Annotated in this window: 30 protein-coding genes, 1 tRNA gene and 2 pseudogenes; 10 read left to right on the top strand and 23 right to left on the bottom strand. The window is 56.8% G+C overall.

All coding sequences use genetic code 11. From position 1 onward, the window contains the following. Positions 1–38 precede the first annotated feature (38 nt). The 3 genes from PSPTO_RS12455 (at position 39) to PSPTO_RS12445 (ending at position 2,502) form a co-directional block, all read left to right on the top strand. Positions 39–992, top strand: a complete 954-nt coding sequence (locus PSPTO_RS12455) for a sugar-binding transcriptional regulator (protein ID WP_005770270.1) — start codon at positions 39–41, stop codon at positions 990–992. 370 nt (positions 993–1,362) lie between these two features. Continuing rightward, positions 1,363–2,205 carry a radical SAM protein gene (locus PSPTO_RS12450; RefSeq protein ID WP_161797818.1) on the top strand — a complete coding sequence of 281 codons (843 nt, stop codon included), beginning with the start codon at positions 1,363–1,365 and terminating at the stop codon, positions 2,203–2,205. Positions 2,206–2,358: 153 nt separating this feature from the next. Beyond that, on the top strand, positions 2,359–2,502 hold the full coding sequence (locus tag PSPTO_RS12445; protein ID WP_226992715.1) for a hypothetical protein: 144 nt from the start codon (positions 2,359–2,361) through the stop codon (positions 2,500–2,502). Here the strand turns inward: PSPTO_RS12445 and PSPTO_RS12440 are convergent. Both PSPTO_RS12440 and tnpB read right to left on the bottom strand, forming a co-directional pair. Then, positions 2,454–3,981 (bottom strand): annotated as a pseudogene (locus PSPTO_RS12440) (IS66 family transposase). The gene PSPTO_RS12445 and the pseudogene PSPTO_RS12440 overlap by 49 nt on opposite strands. A 16-nt stretch (positions 3,982–3,997) precedes the next feature. After that, positions 3,998–4,357: an IS66 family insertion sequence element accessory protein TnpB gene (gene tnpB, locus PSPTO_RS12435; RefSeq protein WP_011103977.1), complete on the bottom strand. Its 360-nt coding sequence runs from the start codon at positions 4,355–4,357 to the stop codon at positions 3,998–4,000. 176 nt (positions 4,358–4,533) lie between these two features. Here tnpB and PSPTO_RS30655 point away from each other — a divergent pair, with 176 nt between their 5' ends. Continuing rightward, the gene (locus PSPTO_RS30655; protein ID WP_310886558.1) at positions 4,534–4,734 is read left to right on the top strand and encodes a hypothetical protein; all 201 of its coding nucleotides are present in this window, start codon (positions 4,534–4,536) and stop codon (positions 4,732–4,734) included. Here the strand turns inward: PSPTO_RS30655 and PSPTO_RS12425 are convergent. Together PSPTO_RS12425 and PSPTO_RS12420 are read right to left on the bottom strand one after the other, a co-directional pair. Further along, on the bottom strand, positions 4,731–4,937 hold the full coding sequence (locus PSPTO_RS12425) for a hypothetical protein (RefSeq protein ID WP_046464005.1): 207 nt from the start codon (positions 4,935–4,937) through the stop codon (positions 4,731–4,733). The genes PSPTO_RS30655 and PSPTO_RS12425 overlap by 4 nt on opposite strands. Positions 4,938–5,026: 89 nt before the next feature. Continuing rightward, positions 5,027–5,797, bottom strand: coding sequence for a DUF4145 domain-containing protein (locus tag PSPTO_RS12420; RefSeq protein WP_011103975.1), 771 nt, complete (start codon positions 5,795–5,797; stop codon positions 5,027–5,029). Between the two features lie 152 nt (positions 5,798–5,949). Between PSPTO_RS12420 and PSPTO_RS12415 the strand changes: the two genes are divergently transcribed. Next, the gene (locus tag PSPTO_RS12415; protein WP_226992693.1) at positions 5,950–6,630 is read left to right on the top strand and encodes a hypothetical protein; all 681 of its coding nucleotides are present in this window, start codon (positions 5,950–5,952) and stop codon (positions 6,628–6,630) included. Here PSPTO_RS12415 and PSPTO_RS12410 read toward each other — a convergent pair whose 3' ends face one another. The 3 genes from PSPTO_RS12410 to istA all read right to left on the bottom strand — a co-directional run bounded on the left by PSPTO_RS12410 (position 6,631) and on the right by istA (position 8,853). Continuing rightward, positions 6,631–6,963: a hypothetical protein gene (locus PSPTO_RS12410; RefSeq protein ID WP_057443182.1), complete on the bottom strand. Its 333-nt coding sequence runs from the start codon at positions 6,961–6,963 to the stop codon at positions 6,631–6,633. 61 nt (positions 6,964–7,024) lie between these two features. Further along, a complete protein-coding gene (gene istB / locus PSPTO_RS12405) occupies positions 7,025–7,834 on the bottom strand; it encodes an IS21-like element ISPsy4 family helper ATPase IstB (RefSeq protein WP_005741073.1) in 810 nt (269 codons plus the stop codon). Further along, positions 7,831–8,853 carry an IS21-like element ISPsy4 family transposase gene (istA, locus tag PSPTO_RS12400; RefSeq protein ID WP_002551322.1) on the bottom strand — a complete coding sequence of 341 codons (1,023 nt, stop codon included), beginning with the start codon at positions 8,851–8,853 and terminating at the stop codon, positions 7,831–7,833. The genes istB and istA overlap by 4 nt, the downstream gene beginning before the upstream one ends. A 393-nt stretch (positions 8,854–9,246) precedes the next feature. On the opposite strand from istA, the gene PSPTO_RS12395 reads away from it, so the two are divergent. Both PSPTO_RS12395 and PSPTO_RS12390 read left to right on the top strand, forming a co-directional pair. Next, positions 9,247–10,134 carry a DNA cytosine methyltransferase gene (locus PSPTO_RS12395; protein WP_011103973.1) on the top strand — a complete coding sequence of 296 codons (888 nt, stop codon included), beginning with the start codon at positions 9,247–9,249 and terminating at the stop codon, positions 10,132–10,134. A gap of 87 nt (positions 10,135–10,221) precedes the next feature. Beyond that, positions 10,222–10,461 (top strand): annotated as a pseudogene (locus PSPTO_RS12390) (site-specific integrase); the annotation flags it as partial. A gap of 79 nt (positions 10,462–10,540) precedes the next feature. Here the strand turns inward: PSPTO_RS12390 and PSPTO_RS12385 are convergent. From PSPTO_RS12385 to thrS, 9 genes are all read right to left on the bottom strand, one after another. Further along, positions 10,541–10,617: transfer RNA gene (locus PSPTO_RS12385), tRNA-Pro, on the bottom strand. Positions 10,618–10,701: 84 nt separating this feature from the next. Beyond that, complete coding sequence (locus tag PSPTO_RS12380) at positions 10,702–11,058, bottom strand: MerR family transcriptional regulator (protein ID WP_003382396.1); 357 nt, start codon at positions 11,056–11,058, stop codon at positions 10,702–10,704. Then, a complete protein-coding gene (gene ihfA, locus PSPTO_RS12375) occupies positions 11,039–11,341 on the bottom strand; it encodes an integration host factor subunit alpha (protein WP_002553164.1) in 303 nt (100 codons plus the stop codon). Before ihfA ends, PSPTO_RS12380 begins: the two co-directional genes overlap by 20 nt. A 3-nt stretch (positions 11,342–11,344) precedes the next feature. Next, positions 11,345–13,723, bottom strand: a complete 2,379-nt coding sequence (gene pheT, locus PSPTO_RS12370) for a phenylalanine--tRNA ligase subunit beta (protein WP_011103972.1) — start codon at positions 13,721–13,723, stop codon at positions 11,345–11,347. Between the two features lie 28 nt (positions 13,724–13,751). Continuing rightward, positions 13,752–14,768, bottom strand: a complete 1,017-nt coding sequence (pheS, locus tag PSPTO_RS12365; RefSeq protein WP_003382398.1) for a phenylalanine--tRNA ligase subunit alpha — start codon at positions 14,766–14,768, stop codon at positions 13,752–13,754. A 103-nt stretch (positions 14,769–14,871) separates the two neighbouring features. Then, on the bottom strand, positions 14,872–15,228 hold the full coding sequence (rplT, locus tag PSPTO_RS12360) for a 50S ribosomal protein L20 (protein WP_002553161.1): 357 nt from the start codon (positions 15,226–15,228) through the stop codon (positions 14,872–14,874). A gap of 29 nt (positions 15,229–15,257) precedes the next feature. Further along, on the bottom strand, positions 15,258–15,452 hold the full coding sequence (rpmI, locus tag PSPTO_RS12355; RefSeq protein ID WP_002553160.1) for a 50S ribosomal protein L35: 195 nt from the start codon (positions 15,450–15,452) through the stop codon (positions 15,258–15,260). 60 nt (positions 15,453–15,512) lie between these two features. Continuing rightward, positions 15,513–16,064, bottom strand: a complete 552-nt coding sequence (infC, locus tag PSPTO_RS12350) for a translation initiation factor IF-3 (protein ID WP_170846037.1) — start codon at positions 16,062–16,064, stop codon at positions 15,513–15,515. After that, positions 16,064–17,986: a threonine--tRNA ligase gene (gene thrS, locus PSPTO_RS12345; protein ID WP_005738829.1), complete on the bottom strand. Its 1,923-nt coding sequence runs from the start codon at positions 17,984–17,986 to the stop codon at positions 16,064–16,066. Before thrS ends, infC begins: the two co-directional genes overlap by 1 nt. 362 nt (positions 17,987–18,348) lie before the next feature. Here thrS and PSPTO_RS12340 point away from each other — a divergent pair, with 362 nt between their 5' ends. Continuing rightward, positions 18,349–18,654: a hypothetical protein gene (locus PSPTO_RS12340; RefSeq protein WP_005765633.1), complete on the top strand. Its 306-nt coding sequence runs from the start codon at positions 18,349–18,351 to the stop codon at positions 18,652–18,654. 305 nt (positions 18,655–18,959) lie between these two features. Further along, positions 18,960–19,172 (top strand): cold-shock protein, encoded by a 213-nt coding sequence (locus tag PSPTO_RS12335; RefSeq protein ID WP_002553156.1) that lies wholly within the window; start codon positions 18,960–18,962, stop codon positions 19,170–19,172. A gap of 65 nt (positions 19,173–19,237) precedes the next feature. On the opposite strand, the gene PSPTO_RS12330 is transcribed toward PSPTO_RS12335, so the two are convergent. After that, positions 19,238–19,573, bottom strand: coding sequence for a lipoprotein (locus tag PSPTO_RS12330; RefSeq protein WP_007246354.1), 336 nt, complete (start codon positions 19,571–19,573; stop codon positions 19,238–19,240). 317 nt (positions 19,574–19,890) lie between these two features. Here PSPTO_RS12330 and PSPTO_RS12325 point away from each other — a divergent pair, with 317 nt between their 5' ends. Next, positions 19,891–20,085, top strand: coding sequence for a hypothetical protein (locus PSPTO_RS12325; RefSeq protein ID WP_080898792.1), 195 nt, complete (start codon positions 19,891–19,893; stop codon positions 20,083–20,085). 23 nt (positions 20,086–20,108) lie between these two features. Here the strand turns inward: PSPTO_RS12325 and PSPTO_RS12320 are convergent, their stop codons facing one another. The 6 genes from PSPTO_RS12320 to PSPTO_RS12295 are packed head-to-tail and all read right to left on the bottom strand — an operon-like array spanning position 20,109 to position 26,086. Further along, positions 20,109–21,134 carry a nucleoside hydrolase gene (locus PSPTO_RS12320; protein ID WP_007246356.1) on the bottom strand — a complete coding sequence of 342 codons (1,026 nt, stop codon included), beginning with the start codon at positions 21,132–21,134 and terminating at the stop codon, positions 20,109–20,111. 39 nt (positions 21,135–21,173) lie between these two features. Continuing rightward, positions 21,174–21,578 (bottom strand): D-ribose pyranase, encoded by a 405-nt coding sequence (gene rbsD, locus PSPTO_RS12315; protein WP_005765637.1) that lies wholly within the window; start codon positions 21,576–21,578, stop codon positions 21,174–21,176. Next, positions 21,575–22,495, bottom strand: coding sequence for a ribokinase (gene rbsK, locus PSPTO_RS12310; protein ID WP_007246357.1), 921 nt, complete (start codon positions 22,493–22,495; stop codon positions 21,575–21,577). Before rbsK ends, rbsD begins: the two co-directional genes overlap by 4 nt. 30 nt (positions 22,496–22,525) lie before the next feature. Further along, a complete protein-coding gene (locus PSPTO_RS12305; protein ID WP_005765639.1) occupies positions 22,526–23,542 on the bottom strand; it encodes a substrate-binding domain-containing protein in 1,017 nt (338 codons plus the stop codon). 1 nt (position 23,543) lies between these two features. Then, positions 23,544–24,536 carry an ABC transporter permease gene (locus PSPTO_RS12300; protein ID WP_011103970.1) on the bottom strand — a complete coding sequence of 331 codons (993 nt, stop codon included), beginning with the start codon at positions 24,534–24,536 and terminating at the stop codon, positions 23,544–23,546. After that, positions 24,533–26,086: a sugar ABC transporter ATP-binding protein gene (locus tag PSPTO_RS12295; RefSeq protein ID WP_011103969.1), complete on the bottom strand. Its 1,554-nt coding sequence runs from the start codon at positions 26,084–26,086 to the stop codon at positions 24,533–24,535. Before PSPTO_RS12295 ends, PSPTO_RS12300 begins: the two co-directional genes overlap by 4 nt. Between the last annotated feature and the right edge of the window lie 15 nt (positions 26,087–26,101).

The raw sequence follows: 26,101 nt of genomic DNA, 5'->3' as shown, positions 1-26,101 counted from the left end.
CGCCACTTTGGATATCGCTATCATTTTTTGGGGCCTGCATGAGCCAGATCGAAGAACAACGGCTGATGAGCAAGATCGCCAGCCTCTACTATGAAGAAGGACTCAAACAGTCCGAGATTTCCACCCGGCTCGACCTGTCCCAGTCCTTCATCAGCCGCGCCCTGCGCCGCGCCTTGCAGGAAGGCGTGGTGAAAATCACCGTCATGCGCCCGCAGGGCCTGCACCTGGAGCTGGAAACCCGGCTACAAAAGATGTACGGCATACGCCAAGTGATCGTCGTCGAAGCCACCGAGCCGGATGACGAAGAAAGCATCAAACAAGCCATCGGCTCCGCCGCCGCGCACTACCTGGAAACCAGCCTCAGCGCCCAGGACCACATCGGCATCTCCTCCTGGAGCAGCACCATCCGCGCGATGGTCAGCCACATGCACCCCCAGCCGGGCAAACAGAGCGCCCAGGAAGTCGTGCAACTGCTCGGCGGCGTCGGCAACAAAGGCGCTTTCGAAGCCACCCTGCTGACCCAACGCCTCGCCACCCTGCTCAACTGCCCCGCCTTCCTCCTACCGTCGCAGAGCATCGAACAGTCGGTGGAAAGCAAACAACGCATCGTCGAAATGGAAGAAGTCAAAGAAGTCCTCCACCGCTTCGACAGCATCACCCTCGCCATCGTCGGCATCGGCGAACTTGAACCCTCACAACTGCTGCGCAACAGCGGCAACTACTACACCGAAGACATGCTGCGCGTGCTCGCTGAGCGTGGGGCGGTTGGGGATATCTGCTTGCGGTATTTTGATGCGCAGGGGAAACCGGTGCTGGAAGAGGATGAGGAGTTTGTGGTGTCGATGGGGTTGGGTAAGTTGCGGTCGATTAATCGGGTGTTGGGGTTGGCTGGAGGGGTGAGGAAGGTGCAGGCGATTAAGGGGGCGCTGTTGGGGGGGTATCTGGATGTGTTGATTACGGATGTGGGGACTGCGCGGGGGTTGGGGGGGTGAGTGCTCGGAGCAGCGTTAGAGCTGAGTTTGCAGGCTGTTCAGGTTAATGGTCACAGCCAAGACTCAGAGGTGCATGTATGCCACACAGTTAATCCTTGCACGCCAGGCATGCCTCAGCGACCGTTCTTACGGTTTTGCAACAGAAATTTACGAAACCGCAGTAGAGAGTTCGCCAGTTGTCCGTGGCGCTTACACATCGAGAGTTTTATTGCACTTCAAGCTGGCTAGGCTAATATCTATCCGCAACTCAACGATGCTACCAAGGTCGTAACGCTAATTTCAGGAGGATTATATGCCTTGCAGAATATTACGATCTCTGTATCTCAGAGCCAATGGTGAGATACCTTGCGATGATGACTTTGGGGAGCAGATGAATCTGGGTTGGGTACAAAAAAATGCCAAGTTCTCTCCATCAGAGATATTTTCCAATGAAAAGTATATTGCCATAGAGGAAGCTTTTTTAGCCGGCGCCATGCCATGGGGAAGAATCTGCAATCATTGTGCACTCAACCGCCCATCTGACCCTGTAGACAACCACCTCAGACAGAAAGTGATTTCCTACTTTCAGATTGAAACTACTCTAGCGTGCGGCCTGGGCTGTCCTGGCTGTTCTAGGAGTAAGCAAATACGCCTCCGTCCCGGCCCTCACACCCTCGACCTGCCCAGACTGAAAAACCTGCTTGACGGCCTGACTACGGAAGGCTACGACGTTTACAACATTGAGTATTGCGGTCAGGGTGAACCCTTGGATCATCCCCATTTCCGAAGTATCGTCGAAATGACCAGAGCGTCTTACCCTTTGGCGAAGCAACGTTTGATAACTAACGGAAATCACTCATATCAAGAAAAAATCGAAGGCACGTTTATTGAGGAAATACTGGTCTCGATAGATGGCGCTTACCAAGACAGTTATGAGAAATACAGAATAGGCGGGGATTTTGAGAAGGCGTTGAAATTCACTCAAGATGCAAAAGCATCAAACACCAATCAACACGTCACATGGAAATACATCTTATTTGAGCACAATGACTCAGAGCAAGAAATTGAACATGCGGAAAAGTTGGCCGAAGCCATTGGCGTTGACAGGTTGCAGTTTGTTCGAACTCACAGCGTGGGTAAATCAACAAACTGGGAAGACAGCATTCTGCCTCTGCGGTGGGTAAACTCTGTTGATACCTCTACCCCATTGGTTGAGCGGCAAAATTCTGTATAGACGCTGGTCAATTTAACTGGAGGAGATCGACCGCGACGGGCTAATAAGATGCTCACCCCCAACACCCTGTGAGGGCTATGTTTTCACGGGGCGAGCTGGTCTAATGACCCCGGACACCTCAATAGGTGAAACTACATCCATTGAGGAGTCACCATGACCAAGAAATACAGAAAATTTGATTCAGCCTTCAAGCTTGATGCCTGGTATCCGCGCCACAAACCCCACCTAGCAAAAAATGAGGGTCTGGTTTACCGAGGCATCTCTGGCGAGCAGTTCCATGACAAAAACGCTTCGTAGTCTTCTACAGATGCAGCATGTGGCAAACGCTCAAGTACGTGGCGCAGCCACGTATAATGCTCTTGGCCATTGAGTTTGGCGGTCTCGACCAAGCTGTAGATCTGGGCGCTGGCGGTGGCGCCCTTGGGTGTGTCGCTGAACAGCCAAGCTTTTCGTCCTATGGTAAACGGTCTGATTGCTCGTTCGGCAGCGTTGTTGTCGATGGGTAAAAACCAGCTTCGATATAACGCTCCAGCCGGGTCCAGTTGTTGGCCAAATAATTTACCGCTTTGCCCAAGGCGCTTTGCGACGTGACGGCTGCGTTTTTTCCATCCATGCTTTCAGCTTCGCCAACTCAGGCAGGCTTTTTTCCTGACGGCCGATGTAACGCTGCTCATCGCTGACATCCTTGAGTTCACGCTCGATTCCATACAGTTTGTTAATGCATGCCAGTGCAACATCGGCGCGGCCCGTTTTGCCTTGGGGCTTCACTTTCTTTGCCTCCACGAACTTGCGTCGTACATGGGCCATGCATGCCAGACGCTCCACACCCGGTTGCAACGCCAACGCGTTGTAGCCCGCGTAATCATCGGTCATCACGTAGCCGCGATAACTTTCCAGCAGGCACAGCGGCACTTCCTGCGCACGGCTGGAGGTGTAGTCGAACAGGACGACTTTTCGGTCTGGCGGGCCGCTGGCTTGCACCCACATCCAGGACTGGCTGGTCGGGTCACGATCCGGCTCTTTTAGTACCTGGACTCGGGTTTCATCGCAGTGGATAAACGGGCTTTCGAATAATCGGTCACGCATCAAATTCAACAGCGGCTGGAAGTGCTCGCTGCACTGGATCACCCAGCGTGCCAGTGTCTGACGCGGTATCTCGATGCCATGTCGGCTGAGCACCGTTTCAAAACGATGCAGGGGCAAGCCGTCGACATATTTAGTGGTCAGCAGCATGGCCAGTACGCTCGGACTGGCCATGCTCTTTTCGATCAATTGAGCCGGTTTGTCCGCTGTGACCGGTGCTGTTTCGCAACCGCGGCAACCGTAAACTTTGCGGATGTGTTTGATCACACGGATCTGCATTGGCACGATATCCAGCTGCTCGCTGGCTTCTTCGCTGATGACATGCTTGCGGCAACCGCAGGCACAGGTCAGTTCGTGCTCGGGCAGTTCGTGAATGACTTCGATGCGGAGAAGGTCAGCCGACAGGGGTTTGCGTTTACCACGGCGTTTGACCGGTGCAACGACCTCTTCTTCGGCGTCGCCGACGGGAAGCATCGGCTCGCTTTCGGGTTCGTTGAACAGTGCCAATTGCGGCGTGTTGGGTTCGACCGTCTTTTCGGACTTACGTCCGAAAAGACGGTCGCGCAGTAACTTGATCTGTTCTTTGAGATCGACGATATGCCCCTTATCAGCCGTGCGCTCAATCAGTAACTGCGCGAGCAGTTGCTTGAGCAATACAGGGTCATCTGGAAGATCTTCGGGCATGGAAATCATGCCCGGATTATACCTGTCAGGCGACGAATCTTGGAGTTAAAACCTGATGAGGACGGTTGCGCCAGAGATCAAAACCGTCAAGCAACCAGTTCAGTTCCTCAACCGTCAGCACGATGGCTTCGTCTGTCTCATCGGGAGATGTTTTGAAACGCTCGGACTCCAGGCGCTTGAGCCAAAGGCAGAAGCCGTTGCGCTCCCAATAAAGAATTTTCACCCGGTTACGGTGGCGATTCAGAAAAACAAAAAGCACGGGGTCGAACACAGCGACTTTGATATCCAGCTCGACCAGCGCAGCAACGCCATCGATGGATTTTCGGAAATCCACAGGCTTGGGGTAGAGGTACACTTTTTCGACTTTGGCGTCGGGTCGCATCATGGGGAGCTGGCTCCTGAAAAGAATCGGGAGCAAAGGATTAGGCTTCAATTGTCTGTTTGGAATGTGGGGTTCATGAGGCGCTTACGCTCAAGCGGCAGAAGGCCGGGGAAGAGGAATTGCGGTTCAGAGTGCGGCCCGGCACGAAGCAGGAGCTGGCTGAGCTGATGGAGTGGGCTGTGATCGAGGAGCAGGCCGAGGCAATGACCCTAATGATTCACCACTTTCATGCGCTTGGCCCAGTTGAGGCGCTGCGTTTTCTTCAGGTTCCGCGCCACGAAATCACAGTGTCGAATATCGTGGCGCTGGAGTTTCATCGCAAAAGCATGCTGATGATTCAGCAAGATCCGGGGGATGAGATTTTATCACCTCTTGACTAGATTTTTAGTTTGCTCGAAGGCGTTGAGCTCAGGTCATTTGCAATCTTTACTGCATCGTCTTTGCTTAACAAGCTTGTAGAGTCCGCACCCGGCCCTTCAACACGATGTCCAATGATCTCGGTCGTATTATCCAAATATGTTTTGATAACTTCGTAAACCTGATACTTGCCTACGGCGTGAATTACCGTTCCGCGACTTTCCATCCTCAGCTCCTTGATCCGGCACCATGCCGGTCATCACCTATAGCTCACCCCAAACCAATTTGCCAGGGTCTTAAACGTAACAGTATTGTTCAATTGCTGGGCGATTCGACTTTAAACAGCCTTCCCACCGGGCCCTTTCGGTCGTTGATCGCTGCCGCAAGCGCCTCCAAAGCCTGCTTGCGGTCACCGAAAACCTCTTCAAGTAAGTATTCCATGATTTCCAAAGCATGGAGGGCGTCCTCAAACTCAATCTCGTTACCTGGGTGGCTACCGTGGTTGCCTATCCAACGTATGGCATTGAACAAGTTTTTCGTTGAAGCTTGCTCTTCCGGCAGAAGATTGATTCGATTTCCGAAGGAAATAAATTTTTCTTCGGTTTTGACGGCGATACCGAGATGAGTAAGAACCTCCTCAGCGGATGCTCTTATCGCGTTGCAACTGGATGCAGGACTGGAGAAAAACATAGCGCCCGCTGTAGATAACGGCGAAACCACCTCCTTTGGCGCCTTGGCAGGGTAATCAATAAGCTGCAAAGCAGGATGGAAGAATGTAGGTCTATAATAAGACGTCCAATCTTTTGACCATTCACCGCGCTCATCCACATCATATTCTTCTTCAACAACACCATTACCAACAACGAATACCAACTCAGAACATGTACCGCACTTCAAAGTGCAGTTGAAAATCAATTCGATATATTCCGGCTCCCACCATTCCTCATTATGTACTGCAGCGCTTCCCTCAGTTTCAAGTCCGTTGAATTCACCTTCAAGTCTTAAATAACCTTTGTAGCATCGAGGACATTTGTACTCAGGAACAGTTGATTCAGTGAAGGCTTTTTTGAGAATTTCTTTGTCCATGCTCACATCCTTGTAGGTTGATGAGCCAATCATAGTGAAAGGGTCGATAAATGGCTAATTCGAGATCAAGAATAGTTTGCCAGTTTAGCTGCGGTGCTGCCTCGGCGGTGGCCACGAAACTGGCCCTGGCCGATTACAGCGCAACTCATGACGTGCAAATCCTCAACGCCTACCTGGTGAACGAGCACGCCGACAGCCTTCGCTTTCTGGCCGATTGCGAAGCTTGGTTCGAGCAACCGGTGACGGTGCTGCGCGACGAGAAATACGGTGCCGACATCATCGAGGTGTTCCGGCGAGAACGATTCATAAAAAAACAATACGGTGCCTCCTGTACCCAGCTGCTCAAGCGCCGCCTGCTGGATATTTGGAAGCTGCCGGGTGACGTAATGGTTTTCGGGTATACCGCCGAAGAGGCTGACCGCCTGGAAGACTTCCGTGAGCGCAATCCAGATCGCCCGGTGATCGCTCCGCTGATTGACCGAGGGCTCGGTAAAGAAGACTGCAAGGCGATGATCCAGAGAGCCGGTATCGAACTGCCTGTCATGTATCGCATGGGTTATGACAACGCAAACTGCATAGGCTGCGTGAAGAGTGGCGAAGGATACTTTCGTGCGATCCGCGAAGATTTCCCGGAGCAGTTCGAGCAGCTTTGCCAAGTACAGGACACTCTCGGTGCTGGCTCCTACCTGCACCGCAACAGGACGACCAATGTGCGCTTTTCACTGCGCGAACTGGGCGAACTGGGCGAAGGCCCGGTGCGTCGCAACGAGAAACGGCCTTCCTGCTCGTTTTTTTGCGAGATGGCCGAGGCTGACATTATCGCCAGCGCGTGATTAAGGCAGAACTTTTATCCCGCTTGCCGCTGCTGTAAGCCGGTGGAGGCTCCTGACTGACCCAGAAAGACCTTCTGAGACACTGCCTTCAAACTCTGCCAATCCTGGGCCCGCGAGTTTTTCAATGATTGCTGCAACTTCAGCGATTGTGAGCCTGACCTCATGATCATATTCACCCTTGCCGTCATGACTCTTGGTTCTCTTCATCAAAAAAGTAACCACTGGACCATCACCCAAGTCTGATTGAAGACCTACCTGAACAGGCTTTTCCTTTCTGTTCTTTACTAGGCTCCAGCCTTCTTTTCGATTTGATCCTTGACGACGAATTTCCATTAGCTCTACTCCGTGTCAACGCCAACTAAAAAGTGACCCCCTTCCGTGCTAAATCGCCAACTTAGTTTTGACCCCCCTCGGGTTCATATTTTCGAGCCGGTTCGGCCCGAGAAGATTTGGTTCCTGCTTTGCGCTTGTCCTTGAGTCGATAGCTTTCACCTGTCATCTGCACGATATGGGCATGATGTAACAGCCTGTCCAGCATGGCCGCTGTCAGTGTTTGATCATCCGCAAAGGTTCCGGCCCACTGGGTAAACGGCAAGTTACTCGTGAGGATCAGGCTGCCTTGCTCGTAGCGCTTGGCGACAACATTGAAGAACAGGTTGGCTTCATCACGACCAAACGGCAGGTAGCCGATTTCATCGATGACCAACAACCCAGGGGCCATCACCACACGACTGAAGTATTCCTTGAGCCGTTCCTGGCGGTGCGCAGCGGTCAGTTGCAGCATCAAGTCAGCCGCCGTGACGAAGCGGGTTTTGATACCGGCCATCACTGCCCGGTAGGCCAGGGCGATAGCCAGGTGGCTCTTGCCTACACCACTAGGCCCCAGGAACACGATGTTCTCGGCACGTCCAACAAAACTCAGTGCTGCCAGCTCCTGGAGCTGTGCCCGGGGGACGCCGGTGGCAAACGCGAAGTCGTATTGCTCCAGCGTTTTCACAGCGGGCAGCGCGGCAGTTTTCAGCAGGGCCTGTCGAGAGCGTTCACTTCGGGCATCGGTCTCGGCAGCCAGCAGCTTTTCGAGGAAGTCGGCAAAGCTGTCTTCGCCGCTTGCTGCTTGTTGGGCCAGGTGCGGCCAGTCCACCCCGACGCGCTCAAGCTTTAGCCCCTTGCATAGTTCTGTCAGGCGAGCATGTTGAAGGTTCATGCTCTCACCTCCAGCAGTTGCTCATAAACCGACAGCGGATGCTGCAAGCTCTCGTACGGCAGGACCCGTCCCAGGCGTAGGCCTTGGGCGGGTTGTGGGCGCAGGCTCTGTGTTGGCAGTGGTAATAGTACCTGCTGCTCTTGGGCCAGACGTACCGCCGGTTGAACACCCGTCGTGCCGTGAATCCGCTGATGAGCGACTTCGTCGAGCCATTGGCCGATATGTGCGTTGGCCGTCACCACATCCAGCGTCAGACCCGCACTCTTGAGCGTAGCGGCCAACGGGGTAATGAAACTGCCCTTCAGATACCCGTTGAAGCGCTCAACCTTGCCCTTGGTCTGGGCACGGTAAGGGCGGCAGACCTTGGGAATAAAACCAAACTCATCGGCCAGCGCAGCCAATCGGGGATGCCAACGGTGCTGGCCCTCCCCAAAAGCATCTCGCTCGGTGATGATGGTTCCGGCGTTATCAAACAATGCCTGCTCGGGCACGCCGCCAAAGTAAGCGAACGCCTCCCGAAGCCCTGTCAGCCAGGCTTCGCTGTCCTCTCGCTCGGAGAAACGGACAAAGCTTGCTCGACTAAAACCAAGTGTCGCCACGAACGCCTTAAGCGGCTGACGGCCTCGTCGAATGGTGGTGAAGTCCACCTGTATCTGCTTGCCGGGCAGTGTCTCGAAACGTACCACCGGCTCTTCTGCCTTACGTTTGAAGGGGCGAATATAAGCCTTCAGACGACTGACGCCGCCGCTGTACCCCAATGCCGTGATCTCACGCAGCAGGACGGTCGCCGGAATCCAGTGTGGGCGCGCCGCCTCAATACGCTCGTGCAGGTAGTCCTTGAAGGGGTCGATTTTGCACGGACGTGCGGGTCTCACCTTGTCACTGGGTAGCGACCGGGCCTTTCGCAGGTACTTGCGCACGGTGTTACGCGAAATACCCAGCTCACGGGCGATGAATTTGATGCCATGGCCCTGACGGGCCAACACTTTAATTTCCACAGACTGCTCCTGGGTCAACATATTGGCAGCTCAAAGCCGCCAGTTTTACCCAGGGGGGTCAATTCTAGGTTGGCGTTAGGGGGTCATTTTTACAGTGGCGGTGACAACTCCGAGACATCGGCTAAATGCCGGTCTGCACACCAATACCCCACTTCAACAACTTACGCCACCCCGGCGAGGATAAACCATGTCTGACTTCGGCGGTTATCGCCTATAGGCGGCTGTACCAAACCAAACACCGATACACAGCGGGATTAACCCCAGAAGAAAGATATCTATAGCGCCTCGCTCAATTGCGGTTATTAGCAGCGCCATCTGGAACACCCCCGACCATATCAAGAACGGCATCATTTCTGACCACTTCATTATCAGTCACCTTTGATTTCGCCGTATCATAATTCAGCAGGTAATCACATGCCCACAGCAATCGATTTGTTCGCCGGTCTCGGCGGATGGAGTAATGGCGCGCGCAGGGCTGGCGTCAAAGTCCTTTGGGCGGCCAACCACTGGCCGGTCGCGGTCGGATGGCACAGCGCCAACCACCCAGACGCGATTCATGTCTGCCAAGACCTGCACCAAGCTGATTGGTCGAAAGTGCCGGCCCACGGCATCATGCTGGCCTCGCCATGCTGCCAGGGTCATTCGAAGGCGCGCGGCAAGAAGTCAGGTAATGCTCAGCACGATTCGTCACGGTCGACTGCATGGGCAGTGGTTTCTGCTGCCGAGTACCACAGCCCCGAAGTGGTGCTGGTCGAAAACGTCGAAGAGTTCACCGACTGGGCGCTCTATCCGGCTTGGTCTCAAGCTATGGCAGCGCTGGGCTATATGATCGCGCCGCACGTCGTGGATTGCGCAGACCTCGGCGTGCCTCAGCACCGGGTCAGGCTGTTCCTTGTCTGCACGCGCAGCAAGGCACCGCTCAACCTGCAACTGCATCAGCGCCAGCACGTACCCGCCTCGTCTTTCATAGACTTTGACTCCGGAAAATGGTCGCCCATCGTCAAGCCTAGCCGCGCCGAATCGACGCTGACGCGAGTCAAGAACGGCCGCCAGCGATTTGGTGAGCGTTTCATCATGCCGTATTACAGGTCTGGCTCCGGGCTGACCGGAAGCTGCATCGAGCGCCCCATCGGAACCATCACGAAGCTTGATCGCTGGGCGCTCGTACGCGGCAACGAAATGCGAATGCTGTCAGCCGACGAGGGCTTGGCTGGCATGTCGTTCGATGCGGATACAAAACGGCCGGCAAGCCATCGACTAACCATGCACATGGCTGGTACCAGCACGAATCCTGTTGGATAAAAATGTTATCGGAGCAATCAACTTTCATTGCGGCGATGGCGATGGTCAGTTCGGTGATTACGTCGACGGAGAGCTGTGGGTTGGGGTGCTCACCCAGGATACGCTTCCATCAGAGTGCACGATCTGAAGCATACATTTGGCAGACGTCTTCGCGCGGTGGGCGTCACTGGGGAGGACCGGAAGGCGCTGCTCGGACACAAAAACGGCAGCATCACCAGTCACTACTCAGGCGCTGAGCTCGGTCACTTGATAGAAGCTGCAAAGATGGTATCAGCAACCGACTCACGCGGCCCGGTTCTGACAATTTTGAAAAGGAGGCAGGCATGAAAAAGCAACGAGTCACGCAAAAGTCACGCGCATGAAAAAGGCCAATGCTGCGAACATTGGCCTAAGTCATTGAATAATATGGTCGGGACGGAGTGATTCGAACACTCGACCCCTAGCACCCCATGCTAGTGCGCTACCGGACTGCGCTACGCCCCGACTAGGCGTGTATCTGTTTTGCAACCTGCGAAAACGTTGAGAAATATACCCTAAGCATTTGAATTTTGGAAGTATCTTGCTCGATTAAGCCTTGAGCATGACCAGTACGTCTTCCAGTTCGGCAATCATTTCCCGAATCATTTGCTTGTACTGCTGAGTATCGTCCTTCGGTTCGCCGGCGGTGAGGCGCAAGCGGGCTCCACCGATGGTGAATCCCTGATCGTAAAGCAAACCGCGGATCTGGCGGATCATCAGCACGTCGAGGCGCTGATAATACCGGCGGTTTCCGCGTCGCTTGACGGGGTTGAGCTGAGGAAATTCCTGTTCCCAATAACGCAGAACGTGCGGTTTTACCGCGCAGAGCTCACTGACCTCACCGATGGTGAAGTAGCGTTTGCCGGGGATCGGCGGTAGCTCGTCGTTATGACTTGGTTCCAGCATATGCCTCAACTCGGGCTTTCAACTTCTGCCCTGGACGAAAGGTGACCACACGGCGCGCCGTGATCGGGATCTCTTCTCCGGTCTTGGGATTTCTCCCAGGCCGCTGGCGCTTGTCTCGCAGGTCGAAATTGCCGAAACCTGACAACTTCACCTGCTCGTTATCTTCCAGAGCGTGCCTGATTTCTTCAAAAAACAGTTCGACCAATTCCTTGGCTTCCCGTTTATTCAGGCCCAGCTCTTCGTACAGACGTTCGGCCATCTCAGCTTTCGTCAGAGCCCCCATACGCTACTTCCTTAACGTGGCGTTTAACCTCTCCTCCAGCGAGGTGAGGATAGCAAGTGTCGTTGCGTTTACCTCATCGTCATTAAGAGTGCGCGATGGATGCTGCCAGGTCAAGCCGACTGCAAGGCTTTTTCTATGTGGATCAATGCCTTTACCCTGGTAAACATCAAATAACCTGAGGTCTGTGAGCCACTCGCCTGCATTTTCACGAATTACGTCGAGAACCGCACTGGCGGAAACGTCGCGATCGGCAAGCAGCGCCAGGTCGCGGCGCACTTCAGGGAAGCGTGACAACTCGTGGAATTTCGGCAAACGGCCTGTAGCAACTTCGGCAAGCACCAGCTCGAAAACAAACACCGGACGATCCAGACCCAGGTTTTTTGACAGCTCCGGATGGATGGCACCCAGGAAGCCGACTTCACGACCGTCGCGCAAAATGCGCGCAGTCTGGCCAGGATGCAAAGCCGGGTGCTGACCCGGCGTGAAGGTGAATTCACCCAGCGCACCGGCAAAACCCAGAACCGCTTCGACATCGGCTTTGACGTCGAAGAAATCGACCGCATCGCGACCTTGCGCCCAACCTTCCGGCAGACGGCTGCCACATACCACACCGGCCAGCATCGGCTCTTGCTTCAAGCCGTCAAGCTGACCGACGAAGCGCAGGCCGCTTTCGAACATGCGGACGCGGTCCTGCTGGCGGTTGAGGTTGTGCTGCAGCGCTTTGACCAGACCCGGCCACAACGAGGCGCGCATGGCGGCCATGTCGTTGGAGATCGGGTTGGCCAGCAACAGTGGCTTGACGCCCGGCGAGAACAGCTCGAACCACTTGGGGTCGATGAAGCTGTAGGTGATCGCTTCCTGATAACCACGCGCAACCAGCAGACGACGCAGCTCGGGCAGATCGCCTTTGGCTTCGGCATTGGCCTGCGGGGCCAAACGGGCTTGCGGGTAACGAACCGGCAGGCGGTTGTAGCCGTAAAGACGTGCCAGCTCTTCGATCAGATCGACTTCAAGGCTGATGTCGAAACGATGACTTGGCACGTCTACACGCCACTGGCCGTCAGCTTCGGCGGACACTGTCAGGCCAAGACCGGTCAGCAGACGCTCAATCTCGGCGTTCTCGATGACCAGACCGAGCATTTGCTCGACACGGCTGGCACGCAGCGTGACCGGCGCAATTGAAGGCAGATGCTGTTCGCTGACCACTTCAATGACCGGACCGGCTTCGCCACCGGTGATGTCCAGCAACAGGCCAGTGGCCCGCTCCATCGCTTCACGGGCCAGTTGCCAGTCAACACCACGTTCATAGCGGTGCGAGGCATCGGTGTGCAGGCCGTAGGAACGCGCCTTGCCCGCCACCGAAATGGTGTCGAAGAACGCGCTTTCAAGGAAGATGTCACGAGTACCGGCCGTTACGCCGCTGTGCTCGCCGCCCATCACGCCGGCGATGGCCAGTGCGCGCTGGTGGTCGGCGATGACCAGAGTGTCAGCACGCAGGCTGACTTCCTGACCGTCGAGCAGAACGAGCTTCTCGCCCTCCTCGGCCATGCGTACGCGGATCCCGCCGTTGATTTCAGCCAGGTCGAACGCATGCAGAGGCTGGCCCAGCTCGAGCATCACGTAGTTGGTGATGTCGACAGCGGCATCGATGCTGCGCACATCGGAACGACGCAGACGCTCGACCATCCACAGAGGGGTCGGACGCGAAAGGTCGACATTGCGGATCACGCGGCCGAGGTAGCGCGGGCAGGCAGCTGGCGCCAGCACTTCAACCGGACGCACTTCATCGTGTACAGCGCTGACAGCAGCGATTTGCGGGCGGGTGACGTCGGCGGCGTACAGCGCGCCGACTTCACGTGCCAGACCGGCCACCGACAGGCAGTCGCCACGGTTCGGGGTCAGGTCGACCTCGATGCTGGCGTCGTCCAGGCCCAGGTAGACACGAATGTCCTGGCCGACCGGCGCATCAGCCGCCAGCTCCATCAGGCCATCATTGCCTTCACCGGCCTGCAACTCGGCAGCGGAACACAGCATGCCGTTGGACTCGACGCCGCGCAGTTTGGCTTTCTTGATCTTGAAGTCGCCCGGCAGCTCGGAACCGATCATGGCGAACGGGATTTTCAGGCCAGGGCGCACGTTTGGCGCACCGCAGACGACCTGAAAGGTTTCTCTGCCATTGCTGACCTGGCACACACGCAACTTGTCGGCATCAGGGTGTTGCTCGGTGCTCAGCACCTCGCCCACCACGACTCCGGTGAAAATGCCGGCGGCCAGCGTCACGCTGTCAACCTCAAGACCGGCCATCGACAGACGAGCAACCAGCTCGTCGCGGGAAACCTGCGGGCTTACCCAGCCGCGCAGCCATTGTTCACTGAATTTCATCCTGCTCTCCTGAAAGGTTCATTACGACTTAGCGAAATTGCGCGAGGAACCGCAAATCGTTGTCGAAGAACAGGCGCAAATCATTGACGCCGTAACGCAGCATGGCCAGACGTTCTACGCCCATGCCGAACGCGAAGCCCTGAAACTCTTCAGGATCGATGCCGGACATGCGCAGCACGTTCGGGTGAACCATGCCGCAACCCATGACTTCCAGCCAACCGGTCTGTTTGCAGACGCGGCAGCCTTTGCCACTGCACATCACGCATTCCATATCCACTTCTGCCGACGGCTCGGTGAACGGGAAATACGAAGGACGGAAGCGCACAGCCAGCTCTTTCTCGAAGAACACCCGCAGGAACTCTTCGATGGTGCCTTTCAGGTCGGCAAAATTGATGTCGCGATCGACCAGCAGACCTTCGATCTGGTGGAACATCGGCGAGTGGGTGATATCGGAGTCGCTGCGGTACACACGGCCTGGGCAGACGATGCGGATCGGCGGCTGCTGCGATTCCATGGTGCGGACCTGTACCGGCGAGGTATGGGTGCGCAACAGCATGTTCGCGTTGAAATAGAAGGTGTCATGCATCGACCGGGCCGGATGATGGCCCGGGATGTTGAGCGCCTCGAAATTGTGGTAGTCGTCTTCGACTTCCGGGCCTTCGGCAATGCCGTAGCCGATGTGCGTGAAGAATTGTTCGATACGTTCCAGAGTGCGGGTAATCGGGTGCAGACCACCGGAGGTCTGGCCACGGCCCGGCAGGGTCACGTCGATGCATTCGGCGGCGAGTTTGGCAGTCAGTTCTGCCTGCTCGAACGATGCCTTGCGTGCATTGAGGACCTCTGTGACACGCTCCTTGGCAACGTTGATCAGCGCGCCGACGTGCGGACGCTCTTCAGCCGGCAGGTTCCCCAGGGTCTTCATCACCTGAGTCAACTCGCCTTTCTTGCCGAGGTAGTGAACCCGGATTTGCTCCAGGGCATTGATATCTTCGGCGCTTTGCACAGCCTCAAGAGCTTGAGAGACCAGCGCGTCCAGGTTTTCCATGTACAGACTCCAGATACAAAATAGGGGAAGAGCTGAAGGCTCTTCCCCTATTTATGACGTTTAACACCGACCCCGGAAACCGGGGCCAGTGATTGTCGGGGACTTAGGCCAAAGTGGCTTTAGCTTTCTCGACAATCGCAGCAAACGCCGCTTTTTCGTTCACTGCCAGATCAGCCAGAACCTTACGGTCGATCTCGATGGACGCTTTTTTCAGGCCAGCAATGAAACGGCTGTAGGACAGACCGTTAACACGAGCACCAGCGTTGATACGAGCGATCCACAGAGCGCGGAACTGACGTTTTTTCTGACGACGGTCACGGTAGGCGTATTGGCCTGCCTTGATTACCGCTTGCTTGGCAACACGGAATACGCGTGAACGCGCGCCGTAGTAGCCTTTTGCAAGTTTCAGAATTTTTTTGTGACGCTTACGGGCAATGACGCCACGCTTTACACGAGCCATGAGTTACTTCCTCTATATCTTGATCAAAATTAACGAAGGCGCAGCATGCGCTCGACTTTTGCCACGTCAGACGGATGCAGCAAGCTGCTACCGCGCAGTTGACGCTTACGCTTTGTCGACATTTTGGTCAGGATGTGGCTCTTGAAAGCGTGTTTGTGCTTGATGCCGTTAGCAGTTTTCAAAAACCGCTTAGCTGCACCACTTTTAGTCTTCATCTTTGGCATGTTCGGATACTCCGCATTCAGTTGATAAATATAACCGCAAGGCCTGCCGTGCCTTGGTGGTTATTTCTTCTTTTTCGGGGCGATGACCATGATCAGCTGGCGTCCTTCCATCTTAGGATGCTGTTCGACGGAACCGTATTCAAGAAGGTCACCTTCAACCCGCTTCAACAATTCCATACCCAGCTCCTGGTGGGCCATCTCACGACCGCGGAATCTCAACGATACCTTGGCCCTGTCCCCGTCACTCAGGAAACGTACCAGGTTGCGTAGTTTTACCTGGTAATCCCCTTCCTCCGTCCCTGGACGAAACTTGATTTCTTTAACCTGGATCTGCTTCTGGTTTTTCTTCGCTGCAGCAACCTGCTTCTTCTTTTCGAAGATCGATTTGCCGTAGTCCATCACACGGCAGACCGGAGGTACTGCGTCGGCAGAAATCTCTACCAGATCCAGCTTGGCCTCTTCGGCTATACGAAGCGCTTCATCAATCGAGACGATGCCAATCTGCTCGCCGTCAGCGCCAATTAAACGAACCTCGCGGGCCGAGATATTCTCATTGATCGGGGCCTTGGGTGCAGCTCGTTTATCTTGTCTCATTTCACGCTTAATAATAATTACTCCGTATCTTGGCGACCACGCCGGGAAACCGCTTGTGCGAGGAATTCAGCGAACTGGGCGACCGGCATCGAGCCAAGGTCAGCGCCTTCACGTGTACGCACAGCGACAGTTTGCATTTCAACTTCCCGATCTCCAATCACGAGGAGATAGGGAACCTTGAGCAAAGTATGCTCACGGATTTTAAAGCCGATCTTTTCATTTCTCAAGTCGGACTTGGCACGAAACCCGCTTTCAGCCAGAGTTTTTTCCACTTCAAGGGCAAAATCGGCCTGTTTGTCAGTGATATTCATGATCACTGCCTGGGTTGGCGCCAGCCAGGCTGGAAACGCGCCTTCGTAATGCTCGATCAGAATTCCGATGAAACGCTCGAACGACCCAAGAATTGCGCGGTGCAACATGACCGGATTCTTGCGACTGTTGTCTTCCGAAACGTACTCTGCACTCAGACGGATCGGCAGATTGAAGTCCAGCTGCAAGGTGCCACACTGCCATACCCGACCGAGACAATCCTTGAGGGAAAACTCGATTTTGGGACCGTAGAACGCACCTTCGCCCGGCTGCAGGTCGTAAGGCAGGCCTGCGCTGTCGAGTGCGGAAGCCAGCGCCGATTCGGCACGATCCCAAAGCTCGTCGGAGCCTACACGCTTTTCAGGGCGAGTGGACAATTTCAGTTCGATATCCTTGAAACCGAAATCGGCGTAGACATCCAGCGTCAGCTTGATGAATGCGGCGGACTCGGCCTGCATCTGGTCTTCGGTGCAGAAGATGTGCGCGTCGTCCTGAGTGAAACCACGTACGCGCATGATGCCGTGCAGGGCACCCGACGGCTCGTTACGGTGGCAGGCACCGAACTCGGCCAGACGCAGCGGCAGCTCGCGGTAGCTTTTCAGGCCCTGATTGAACACCTGCACGTGGCACGGGCAGTTCATCGGCTTGATGGCGTAGTCGCGGCTTTCGGACTGCGTGGTGAACATGTTGTCGGCGTAGTTGGCCCAGTGCCCGGATTTTTCCCAGAGCGAGCGATCGACCACTTGCGGGGTTTTGATCTCAAGGTAGCCATTTTCGCGCTGCACTTTGCGCATGTACTGTTCAAGCACCTGATACAGGGTCCAGCCCTGCGGGTGCCAGAACACCATGCCCGGCGCCTCTTCCTGGGTGTGGAACAGGCCGAGGCGCTTGCCGATCTTGCGATGGTCGCGCTTCTCGGCTTCTTCGATCCGCTGGATGTAAGCTGCCAGTTGCTTCTTGTCTGCCCAAGCGGTGCCGTAAACGCGCTGCAATTGCTCGTTCTTGGCATCGCCGCGCCAGTAGGCACCCGACAGTTTGGTCAGCTTGAACGACTTCAGGAAGCGGGTGTTCGGCACGTGCGGACCGCGGCACATGTCGACGTATTCTTCGTGGTAATACAGGCCCATGGCCTGCTCATCCGGCATGCCTTCTACAAGGCGCAGCTTGTAGTCCTCGTGACGGGCGGTGAACACCTCGATCACTTCGGCGCGCGGAGTGACTTTCTTGATGACGTCGTAATCTTTTTCGATCAGCTGCTGCATGCGCTGCTCGATCGCCGCCAGGTCGTCAGGCGTGAACGGGCGCTCGTAGGCGATATCGTAATAGAAGCCGTCGTCGATCACCGGGCCGATGACCATTTTCGCAGTCGGATACAACTGCTTGACCGCATGCCCTACCAGGTGAGCGCAGGAGTGACGGATGATCTCCAGTCCCTCTGCGTCCTTGGGGGTGATGATCTGCAGGCTGGCATCGTTTTCGATCAGGTCGCAGGCGTCGACCAGTTTGCCGTCGACTTTACCGGCAACGGTGGCCTTGGCCAGACCGGCGCCGATTGAAAGCGCGACATCGGCTACGGAAACCGCATGATCGAATGAACGTTGACTGCCGTCGGGAAGAGTAATAGTTGGCATGGCGCCTCCTCTCCTAGTGGTGACCCCTACCAAAGGTCACGTGGGTTGGGATGAGCCAGTACGTGATCCGGTAGTATGCCTGCCTCACAGTGGCAGGAGCCTTGGGGCCAACCTTGAACCGGACCAGATGACTGGAATGTACGAAAACCCTGCTTGCGCTGCACTAAAAGCTACTGGCCAAAGCCGCTCGCCAAGGCGCACTTGAAAATAACAGGACGCGCATCCTAACACAGTGCAGCCGGCACAAGATGTACATCGATGCAAAAGAAGCGGAATTAGCACGCCACCTGAACTGACAAGCCCTGCAGGCGTCAGAACCCATCGAGATCCTGTACGTTTTTTCCAGCCAATAGGAGAACACCATGAAGTTTTCGAATCTGACCACCCTCCTCGCCTGCGCCGCCGCCCTGATACCGCTGGGCGCCCAGGCCGCCATGGACGGCGCCACACGCAGCACGTTCACTCAGGAATGCGTTGCAGCGGCCAAGCAACAGAAGCTGGATGACAAGACTGCCAAGGCCCACTGTGAGTGCGGAGCAAAACAGGTAGACAGTCATTTTACCGACAAGGAAATAGCCTCGCTCGGCGCAACCGACGTCGCACCACCCGCCGCATTGACCGCAAAACTGCAGAAACTGGTCGCGGAAAACTGCACCGCAGCAAAATAATCATTTTTTTCTGCCGGGGTAAAACAAGCGATTCAAACGCTTGTAACAGCAAGCTCCGGCGCGGCTCAACACCGCTGAAAGCCAATGAAATCATGGCTTTCAGCGGTGTTTGCATCGGCCGACTGGAACCCGGCTCACGGGGTCACTCGGGCGTTTTCAGTGCATGGCGCGCTGCCTGCACGAGACCTTTACGCAAAGTACTGACCTTAGTAGCTGTTTTTTTGCGCATTTCGACTATGATACCCCGGTGTGCCCAGTTGGCCTGAGCAGCACGTTATTGAAAATTATGTTTCTGGAGATACACCATGTCTAATCGCCAAACCGGCACCGTAAAATGGTTCAACGATGAAAAAGGCTTCGGCTTTATCACTCCACAAGGTGGCGGTGACGACCTGTTCGTACACTTCAAAGCGATCGAAAGCGACGGTTTCAAAAGCCTGAAAGAAGGCCAGACCGTTTCTTTTGTTGCTGCTAAAGGCCAGAAAGGCATGCAAGCAGAACAAGTTCGCGTTGACTGATTCATTCGGCGCAAAAAAACCCCGTCACTGACGGGGTTTTTTATGCGCGACAGAAAAGTGCCGACTCAGCCGCAATTGATGCGCGTCACTTTACCCGAAGCGTCGGTATTGACGTTTACCCGCTCGGACCGGTATTCCAGCGTGACCATGTCGTCTGGCCCGAGAATGCGCGCATCCTGCGAACCGGTACGTGTGCGCACTTGTGACAGAAGGTCGATGGACGCCGGCTTGCCAACTGCGAATTGACCCAGCCCTGCATCACAGCGGCCCGGTATGGCGTTGCTGGCTGGCGCATCGGCCTTGACTGCCGATGCAGCGCCCGAATCGGAGGCAGTGCTGCTGCAACCTGCCAATACCGATGCCATGACCACAAAACCTAGTGTTGCGAACTTCCGGGGCATACACCCTCCTCTGCCAATAAACATTTCCAGACCTCGTCCGACCGCACCCAAGCGCGTTGGTTGCACATCACGACGAGCATGCCGCAGGTAACCTGTTGATCTGCCTGGGCGAAGAGTCTGCACTGCCACCACGCAGGCTGCGCGATGAAATCGTCACAAAACGTTTAGCGTCGGCATCCATTGAATTAATGCATCAAGGCAATGTGCAAGTAGAAGTGTCAAAACGCGCGCGGAGTGGTTTACTGCCACAAGAGCAAGCGCCAGGAAGCGAAGAGCGTGGCTACCCAATGGAGAGCAGTGGTGGAGGTCAGACAGACATGACAAGCATATCGATAGATGCGGACATAAAAGCCAAATGGCCCCAAGGCCATTGCTCGCACAGTCCGGGAACCCCGGAAGAGTTGATGATCATCGCTGTCGACCTGCTGATCAAGGAGCTGGGCACAGACGGTGCCCGCTCCTTCATCGGCCAGGTGCTGAGCCGCTATGCCGCGGCAAAGTTGCCTGCCTGACAGGCGTCATCCAGAGACTGTGATTACTTGAGTCGTTTCAGACGCTCGGTCAGCAGGTCGAAAAACCCCTGAGCGTTGCCGTCTTCGACCCAGAACACGTTCTGTGGCTGTTTCAGCGTGCCGTACCAGTCGGCGACTGTCTGACCGAAACCGATGCCCTCGCGCGTGTCAATGGCGACATTGATCTGCCGGCCGGAAAACAGCTCAGGCTTGAGCAGCCAGGCAATGACGCTGGCGTCGTGAACCGGCCCACCCGGCAAGCCGTAGTGCTCCATGTCCAGCTTGACGTATTCATTGAGAATCCCGTCCACCAGCTTGCCAGCGTTGTTGCCCAGCGCAGCGATCTGCTTGAGGCGCTGTTCGCTGGTGAGAATTTTGTGGGTCACGTCGAGCGGCACGTAGGTCAGCTTCACGCCACTGGCCAGGACGATCTGCGCGGCGTGCGGGTCGGCGAACAGGTTGAATTCGGCAGCCGGGGTGATGTTACCGCCATTGAAATGCGCCCCGCCCATGACCACCACTTCCTTGATGCCCTGAGTGATTTCCGGAGCCTGCACCAGCGCCAACGCCAGATTGGTCTGCGGACCGAGCATGGCGATGGTAATGCTGTGTGGCTTGGCCTGGGTCAATGTGCGAATCAGATAATCGACCGCGTTGCCTTCGGCAAGCCCTTTGGCTGGCTCATGAATGGGAACACCCGGCAAACCTTCCTGACCGTGAACGTTCTCGGCGTAAATAGGTGTGCGCACCAGTGGCTTGGGCGCACCGGCATACACCGGCACTTCTTCGCGCCCGGCCCATTCACGCGCCAGTCTGGCGTTGCGCGAGGTCTTGTCCAGCCTGACGTTGCCGGCCACGGTAGTGATGGCCATCACGTTCAGCTCTTCGGGTGACGCCAGCGCCAGCAGCAGTGCGACCACGTCGTCCGCACCAGGGTCGGTGTCGATGATCAGATCACGTTTTTCTGCCGCCTGAACGGCAGCGGTACTCAGGAGGGACAAGAGCAATGCTCCACGAATGAATTGCCTGGAAAACTGTATCAACGTCATATGAAACTCCCTTTCTTGGTAGCTTGAAAAGCTTGATAGCTAGAAAACGACTCCGGACACCAGCGCCAGATTACTGTACGGCTGACATTCTCCGGTGCGGATGATCGCCTTGGCCGTGCGGCTCAGGGCTTTGAGGTCTTCGTGGCTGATCCAGCGCTGCTGCCCCAGTTGATCGTCGAGATTCAGGCTTTCGATGATCTGCAAGGCAGGCGGCTTGATATCGGCCATTTCTCTGGCCAGCACGTGGCTTTCAACCTGCATTTCACTCAGCACCACGTCCAGCACACTGACGAAATCAGGTACACCGCGGGTCAGCGCCAGGTCGATCAGCTCAACGCCCGGCGGCACGGGCATTCCGGCATCGACGATCATCAGGATGTCGCCGTGCCCCAGCGAAGCAATGACGCGGGACAGGGCGATATTGAGTAGCGGTGTCTTTTTCATAACGAATTGAGTTCCTGTACTTCCTCGAACGTCGGTATGGACGGCTGGGCACCCGCGCGGGTGACGGATATGGCCGCCGCCGCCTGACCGAAGCGAATGGCTTGCGACTCGCCCTGACCAGCGGCCAGTGCTGCCGCAAAACCACCGACAAAGGTATCACCTGCAGCGGTGGTGTCCACGGCCTGTACACGACGCGCAGGAATATGCTCCACGCCAGCGGCATTGGCGAACAGAGTGCCGCGCTCGCCGAGGGTGATGATCACGTTGCGCGCTCCGGCCGCCAGCATTGCCATGGCAGCCTGTTCGGCAGAGGCGGCTGAATCGACATTCACACCCGTCAGGGTCTGCGCTTCGCTTTCGTTGGGGATCAGGTAATCGATCAGGCCGTACCAGCTTGCGGGCAATGGCTCGCTGGCCGGGGCCGGATTGAGAATGACGGTCTTGCCCAGCGCACGGGCCCTGGACAGGGTATGGAAAACGGTTTCAGTCGGGACTTCCAACTGACAGATAACGATCTCGGAGCCTGCCAGCAACGCATCGAAACGCTCGATCAGCGCCGGGGTGAGCCGACCATTGCCGCCAGCCACAATGACGATGGCATTCTGGCTGTTGGCGTCGACCACGATCGATGCAATGCCGGTGGAGACGCCCTCCACGACGGTCACCGCCTGGCAGTCGATGCACTCGGCCAGCAGCGCCGCCCGCAGTTGCTGCCCATAGGCATCGGCGCCTACGCAACCGATCATTGCCACGCTGGCACCCAGGCGCGCCGCAGCAACTGCCTGATTGGCGCCTTTGCCGCCGGGCACGGTGTCGAAGGTTTCCCCGCTGAGTGTTTCACCGGGGCGTGGCAAACGCTGGGCGCGGATGACCAGATCCATGTTCAGACTGCCCACTATCACTACTTTTGCTTGCATGGCTCATTCACTCATTGCTGTGCGTGCGCGTCATTCATTGGACGACGTGTTCGGCGCGGCCGTGGATTCACGCACCACGACACATGGCTTCACAAGTCGTTTCTCGACAGGGGTTGCATGGGGGCTGGCGATCCGGCTCAGGAGCATCCCGGCGGCGGTTTCACCCAGTTGCATGATCGACTGCCCGACGGTGGTCAGCGCCGGATAAACGTAGCGACTGATCTGGATATCATCAAAACCGATCACCGACAGGTCCTGTGGCACGCGAATCGAACGCTCGGCTGCCGCCCGCAGCACACCGATGGCGATCACATCGTTACCGGCGAAGATTGCAGTCGGCGCATGCTCAGCCAACAGCCGGCCCGCCGCTTCATGGCCGGCCGGGCTGGTGAACTCGCTGTGCACCGCCCAGCCTGCACCGACTTCGATGGACGCCTGCTGCATGGCGCGCCGATAACCGGCCAGACGAAGTTCGGCGACCGCACTTTCGCGCGGCCCGGCAATACAGGCAATGTGCCGATGCCCGAGGTCCAGCAAGTGACGAGTGGCCAGCCAGGCGCCCTGCTCATGATCGATGCGCACCATGTCGGCGTCGATGCCCTGCAGCTCGCGGTCGACGATCACCAGCGGTGTGCGCACCTCGGTCAGCCCGCAGGTGACGCTGGTATCGCCAGCCACCGACGAGACAATCAGGCCGTCCACGCGTTTTTCCAGTAATACGCGCAGGTAACTGCGCTGTTTTTCCGGGTTGTCGTCGGAGTTGCAGAGGATCACGCAGAAGCCGTTACGCTCGCAGTAATCCTCGATGCCCCTGGCCAGCTCGGCGAAGTAGGGGTTCATGCCGTTGGGAATCAGCAGGCCGATGGTTGAGGTGGTCTTGGCCTTCAGCGAACGCGCCACGGCGCTGGGCACGTAATCCAGCTGCGCGATGGCCGCTTCGACCTTGAGCCTGACCGGCTCGCTCACCGGCCGGGTCTTGTTCAGCACATGGGAGACCGTGGTGTACGAGATCCCCGCCAGCGCCGCGACATCCTTGATGGTCGCCATATCAGCCCTGGCGCCGTGCCCGGTGGCTGCGATAGGTGTCCAGCACCACCGCAATGACGATCACCGCACCGGTGATGATGCGCTTGGTCGGCTCGGTAGCACCGATTTGCGCCAGGCCTGCGGCCAGCACCGAAATGATCAGCACACCAAAAAAGGTACTGATGATCGAGCCGCGCCCGCCCATCAGGCTGGTGCCGCCAATCACCACTGCGGCAATCACCTGCAGCTCGAGCCCGGCACCGGCATTCGGATCAGCCGCTTCCAGTCGCGAGATCTGAAACAGCGCCGCCACGCCGGCCAGCAGCCCCATCAACGAGAACACCAGAATCTTGTAGGGCTTGGGGTTGATACCGGCCAGACGCACGGCTTCTTCATTGGTGCCGATGCCGATCAGGTAGCGGCCAAAGACGGTACGGGTCAGCACGGCCTGGGCAACGAAGATGACCAGCAGCGCGATGATGAACGACGGCGCAATGCCGAACGCAATCGGGTCGGACAGCCAGGCAAAGGAGTCGCCAATGTAGGCCGTGCGCGAATTGGTCATCTGGTATGCCGCGCCACGGGCCATTTCCAGCACGCCGAGAGACACGATGAACGAGGGGATGCGCCACGCCACGGTAATGGAGCCGGTGATCGTACCGGCCAGGGTCGCACAGGCGATGCCGAGCAAGGCGGCAGGAAACACGCTCCAGCCCCAACCCAGAATGGCCACGCTCACCGCCGAGGCCGCCAGTGCCAGTACCGACCCCACCGACAGGTCGATCCCCCCGATGATGAGGATCAGCGTCATGCCGACCGACAGCACCATCAGGTCAGGAATCTGGTTGGCCAGCATGCTGAACGTCTGGTAGGACAGAAAGTGATCGCTGAGCAGCGAAAACAGCACAACCATGACCAGCAACGCGCCCGCCAGCCCGATGTAGGTGCCGAGACCAAAATAGTTACCGCCACGACGGGCCGGCACGGTCAGTGTCGGGGAAGGAGTATTTTTCATGAGTCGTTCCTGGGCGCTGCGTCGTTGAGCAGCGCGTTACGTTTCTGATAACCGGCGAAGGCTGCGGCAAGCAATTGGTCCTGAGTCCAGCTGTCACGCTCGAACGTATCGATCAGGCGACCGGCAGACAGCACGCCGATACGGTCACAGATCAGCATCAGTTCGCGCAGATCACTGGACACCACCACCAGCGCCCTGCCCTGACGGGTCAACTCGGCCAGCAGCGTGTAGATATCGAACTTGGCTCCGACGTCAATGCCTCGAGTAGGCTCATCGAATAGCATCACCGGGCAATCACGTTCCAGCCAGCGACCGATCACGACCTTCTGTTGATTGCCGCCGGACAGCTCGGACACCAGTTGGGTGGGACTTGAACTGCGAATGCGCATGGCGGCCACTTGCCGTTGCGCCAGCTTCAACTCCTCGTCGGCATTGACCATGCCAGCGCGGGAGATGGAATGCATGTTGCCCAATGCGATGTTGGCGCTGATGGATTGCGACATCAGCAGACCTTCGCTTTTGCGGTCTTCGGTGATCAGCGCAATGCCATGCGCCACAGCGTCGGCCGGCGAGCGAATGGTGACGGCCTGCAATGGCTGGCCCACTTCGATTGCGCCGCTGTCGGCGATGTCCGCGCCGTAGATCAGGCGCAGCAATTCGGTTCGTCCGGCACCAATCAGCCCGGAGATGCCAAAGATTTCACCCCGTCGCACATCGAACGAAACATCCTGAACCTTGCCGGTACGACTGAGCCCCTTGACCGACAGGGCCACTTCGCCAATCTGCCGAGCGCCCATGTCCATGTGCTCGCCCAGTTCGCGGCCAACCATCAGCGTCACCAGTTGCTCGCTGTTGTAGCGGGCAATCGGCTCGACACAGACCAGCTTGCCATCGCGCAGCACTGCGATGCGCTGGGAAACTCTGGCAAGCTCTTCAAGCCGGTGCGAGATGTAGATGATCGAAACGCCACGCGCCTGCAGGCGCGTGATCTGCTCGAACAGCATTTCTACTTCGCGAGAGGTGAGCATGGCGGTAGGTTCGTCGAGGATCAGCACGTGGCAGTCGCCGACCAGATTGCGGGCTATTTCAACCATCTGCTGATGGCCAATACCCAGCTCGCCCACCAGTGTGTCAGGGTCGATGGCATCCAGCCCGACTTGGGCCATGGCTTTGATTGCGTTTTCACGCAGACGCTTGCGATCGATCCAGCCCGCGCGACGCGGCAGATCGTCAAGAAACAGGTTTTCGGCGACGGTCAGGGTCGGCAGCAGGTTGAGTTCCTGCATGACCATGCGAATCCCGAGCTTTTCAGCCTGGGTGCGGCTCGCAGGTTCATAAGGCTGCCCCTGAAACTCCATGCGCCCGGTAGTCGGCGTGACCAGGCCGCCAATGATTTTCGACAAGGTGCTTTTACCGGCACCGTTTTCCCCGGTCAGGGCCAGCACTTCGCCACGCATCAACGTCAGGTCGACGTCACCGAGCACGGGTTGAGCGTAGGTTTTGCCGATGCCACTGACCGAAAGAACAGCTGTCTGAGCAGACGCTGACATACATTTCTCCCAGTG

This window comes from Pseudomonas syringae pv. tomato str. DC3000, from assembly GCF_000007805.1.
In the GTDB taxonomy this organism is placed as follows: Bacteria; Pseudomonadota; Gammaproteobacteria; order Pseudomonadales; family Pseudomonadaceae; genus Aquipseudomonas; species Aquipseudomonas avellanae.
Note: the sequence above shows the minus strand (reverse complement) of the source record. Positions and strands in the feature narration are given on the sequence as shown.

Bases quoted from the DNA above. Each gene is read 5' to 3' on its own strand.
- PSPTO_RS12455 (WP_005770270.1), top strand. From the start codon at position 39: ATGAGCCAGATCGAAGAACAACGGCTGATGAGCAAGATCGCCAGCCTC.
- PSPTO_RS12450 (WP_161797818.1), top strand. From the start codon at position 1,363: ATGAATCTGGGTTGGGTACAAAAAAATGCCAAGTTCTCTCCATCAGAG.
- PSPTO_RS12445 (WP_226992715.1), top strand. From the start codon at position 2,359: ATGACCAAGAAATACAGAAAATTTGATTCAGCCTTCAAGCTTGATGCC.
- tnpB (WP_011103977.1), bottom strand. From the start codon at position 4,357: ATGATGCGACCCGACGCCAAAGTCGAAAAAGTGTACCTCTACCCCAAG.
- PSPTO_RS12425 (WP_046464005.1), bottom strand. From the start codon at position 4,937: ATGGAAAGTCGCGGAACGGTAATTCACGCCGTAGGCAAGTATCAGGTT.
- PSPTO_RS12420 (WP_011103975.1), bottom strand. From the start codon at position 5,797: ATGGACAAAGAAATTCTCAAAAAAGCCTTCACTGAATCAACTGTTCCT.
- PSPTO_RS12410 (WP_057443182.1), bottom strand. From the start codon at position 6,963: ATGGAAATTCGTCGTCAAGGATCAAATCGAAAAGAAGGCTGGAGCCTA.
- istB (WP_005741073.1), bottom strand. From the start codon at position 7,834: ATGAACCTTCAACATGCTCGCCTGACAGAACTATGCAAGGGGCTAAAG.
- istA (WP_002551322.1), bottom strand. From the start codon at position 8,853: ATGTTGACCCAGGAGCAGTCTGTGGAAATTAAAGTGTTGGCCCGTCAG.
- PSPTO_RS12395 (WP_011103973.1), top strand. From the start codon at position 9,247: ATGCCCACAGCAATCGATTTGTTCGCCGGTCTCGGCGGATGGAGTAAT.
- PSPTO_RS12380 (WP_003382396.1), bottom strand. From the start codon at position 11,058: ATGCTGGAACCAAGTCATAACGACGAGCTACCGCCGATCCCCGGCAAA.
- ihfA (WP_002553164.1), bottom strand. From the start codon at position 11,341: ATGGGGGCTCTGACGAAAGCTGAGATGGCCGAACGTCTGTACGAAGAG.
- pheT (WP_011103972.1), bottom strand. From the start codon at position 13,723: ATGAAATTCAGTGAACAATGGCTGCGCGGCTGGGTAAGCCCGCAGGTT.
- pheS (WP_003382398.1), bottom strand. From the start codon at position 14,768: ATGGAAAACCTGGACGCGCTGGTCTCTCAAGCTCTTGAGGCTGTGCAA.
- rplT (WP_002553161.1), bottom strand. From the start codon at position 15,228: ATGGCTCGTGTAAAGCGTGGCGTCATTGCCCGTAAGCGTCACAAAAAA.
- rpmI (WP_002553160.1), bottom strand. From the start codon at position 15,452: ATGCCAAAGATGAAGACTAAAAGTGGTGCAGCTAAGCGGTTTTTGAAA.
- thrS (WP_005738829.1), bottom strand. From the start codon at position 17,986: ATGCCAACTATTACTCTTCCCGACGGCAGTCAACGTTCATTCGATCAT.
- PSPTO_RS12340 (WP_005765633.1), top strand. From the start codon at position 18,349: ATGAAGTTTTCGAATCTGACCACCCTCCTCGCCTGCGCCGCCGCCCTG.
- PSPTO_RS12335 (WP_002553156.1), top strand. From the start codon at position 18,960: ATGTCTAATCGCCAAACCGGCACCGTAAAATGGTTCAACGATGAAAAA.
- PSPTO_RS12330 (WP_007246354.1), bottom strand. From the start codon at position 19,573: ATGCCCCGGAAGTTCGCAACACTAGGTTTTGTGGTCATGGCATCGGTA.
- PSPTO_RS12325 (WP_080898792.1), top strand. From the start codon at position 19,891: ATGACAAGCATATCGATAGATGCGGACATAAAAGCCAAATGGCCCCAA.
- PSPTO_RS12320 (WP_007246356.1), bottom strand. From the start codon at position 21,134: ATGACGTTGATACAGTTTTCCAGGCAATTCATTCGTGGAGCATTGCTC.
- rbsD (WP_005765637.1), bottom strand. From the start codon at position 21,578: ATGAAAAAGACACCGCTACTCAATATCGCCCTGTCCCGCGTCATTGCT.
- rbsK (WP_007246357.1), bottom strand. From the start codon at position 22,495: ATGCAAGCAAAAGTAGTGATAGTGGGCAGTCTGAACATGGATCTGGTC.
- PSPTO_RS12305 (WP_005765639.1), bottom strand. From the start codon at position 23,542: ATGGCGACCATCAAGGATGTCGCGGCGCTGGCGGGGATCTCGTACACC.
- PSPTO_RS12300 (WP_011103970.1), bottom strand. From the start codon at position 24,536: ATGAAAAATACTCCTTCCCCGACACTGACCGTGCCGGCCCGTCGTGGC.
- PSPTO_RS12295 (WP_011103969.1), bottom strand. From the start codon at position 26,086: ATGTCAGCGTCTGCTCAGACAGCTGTTCTTTCGGTCAGTGGCATCGGC.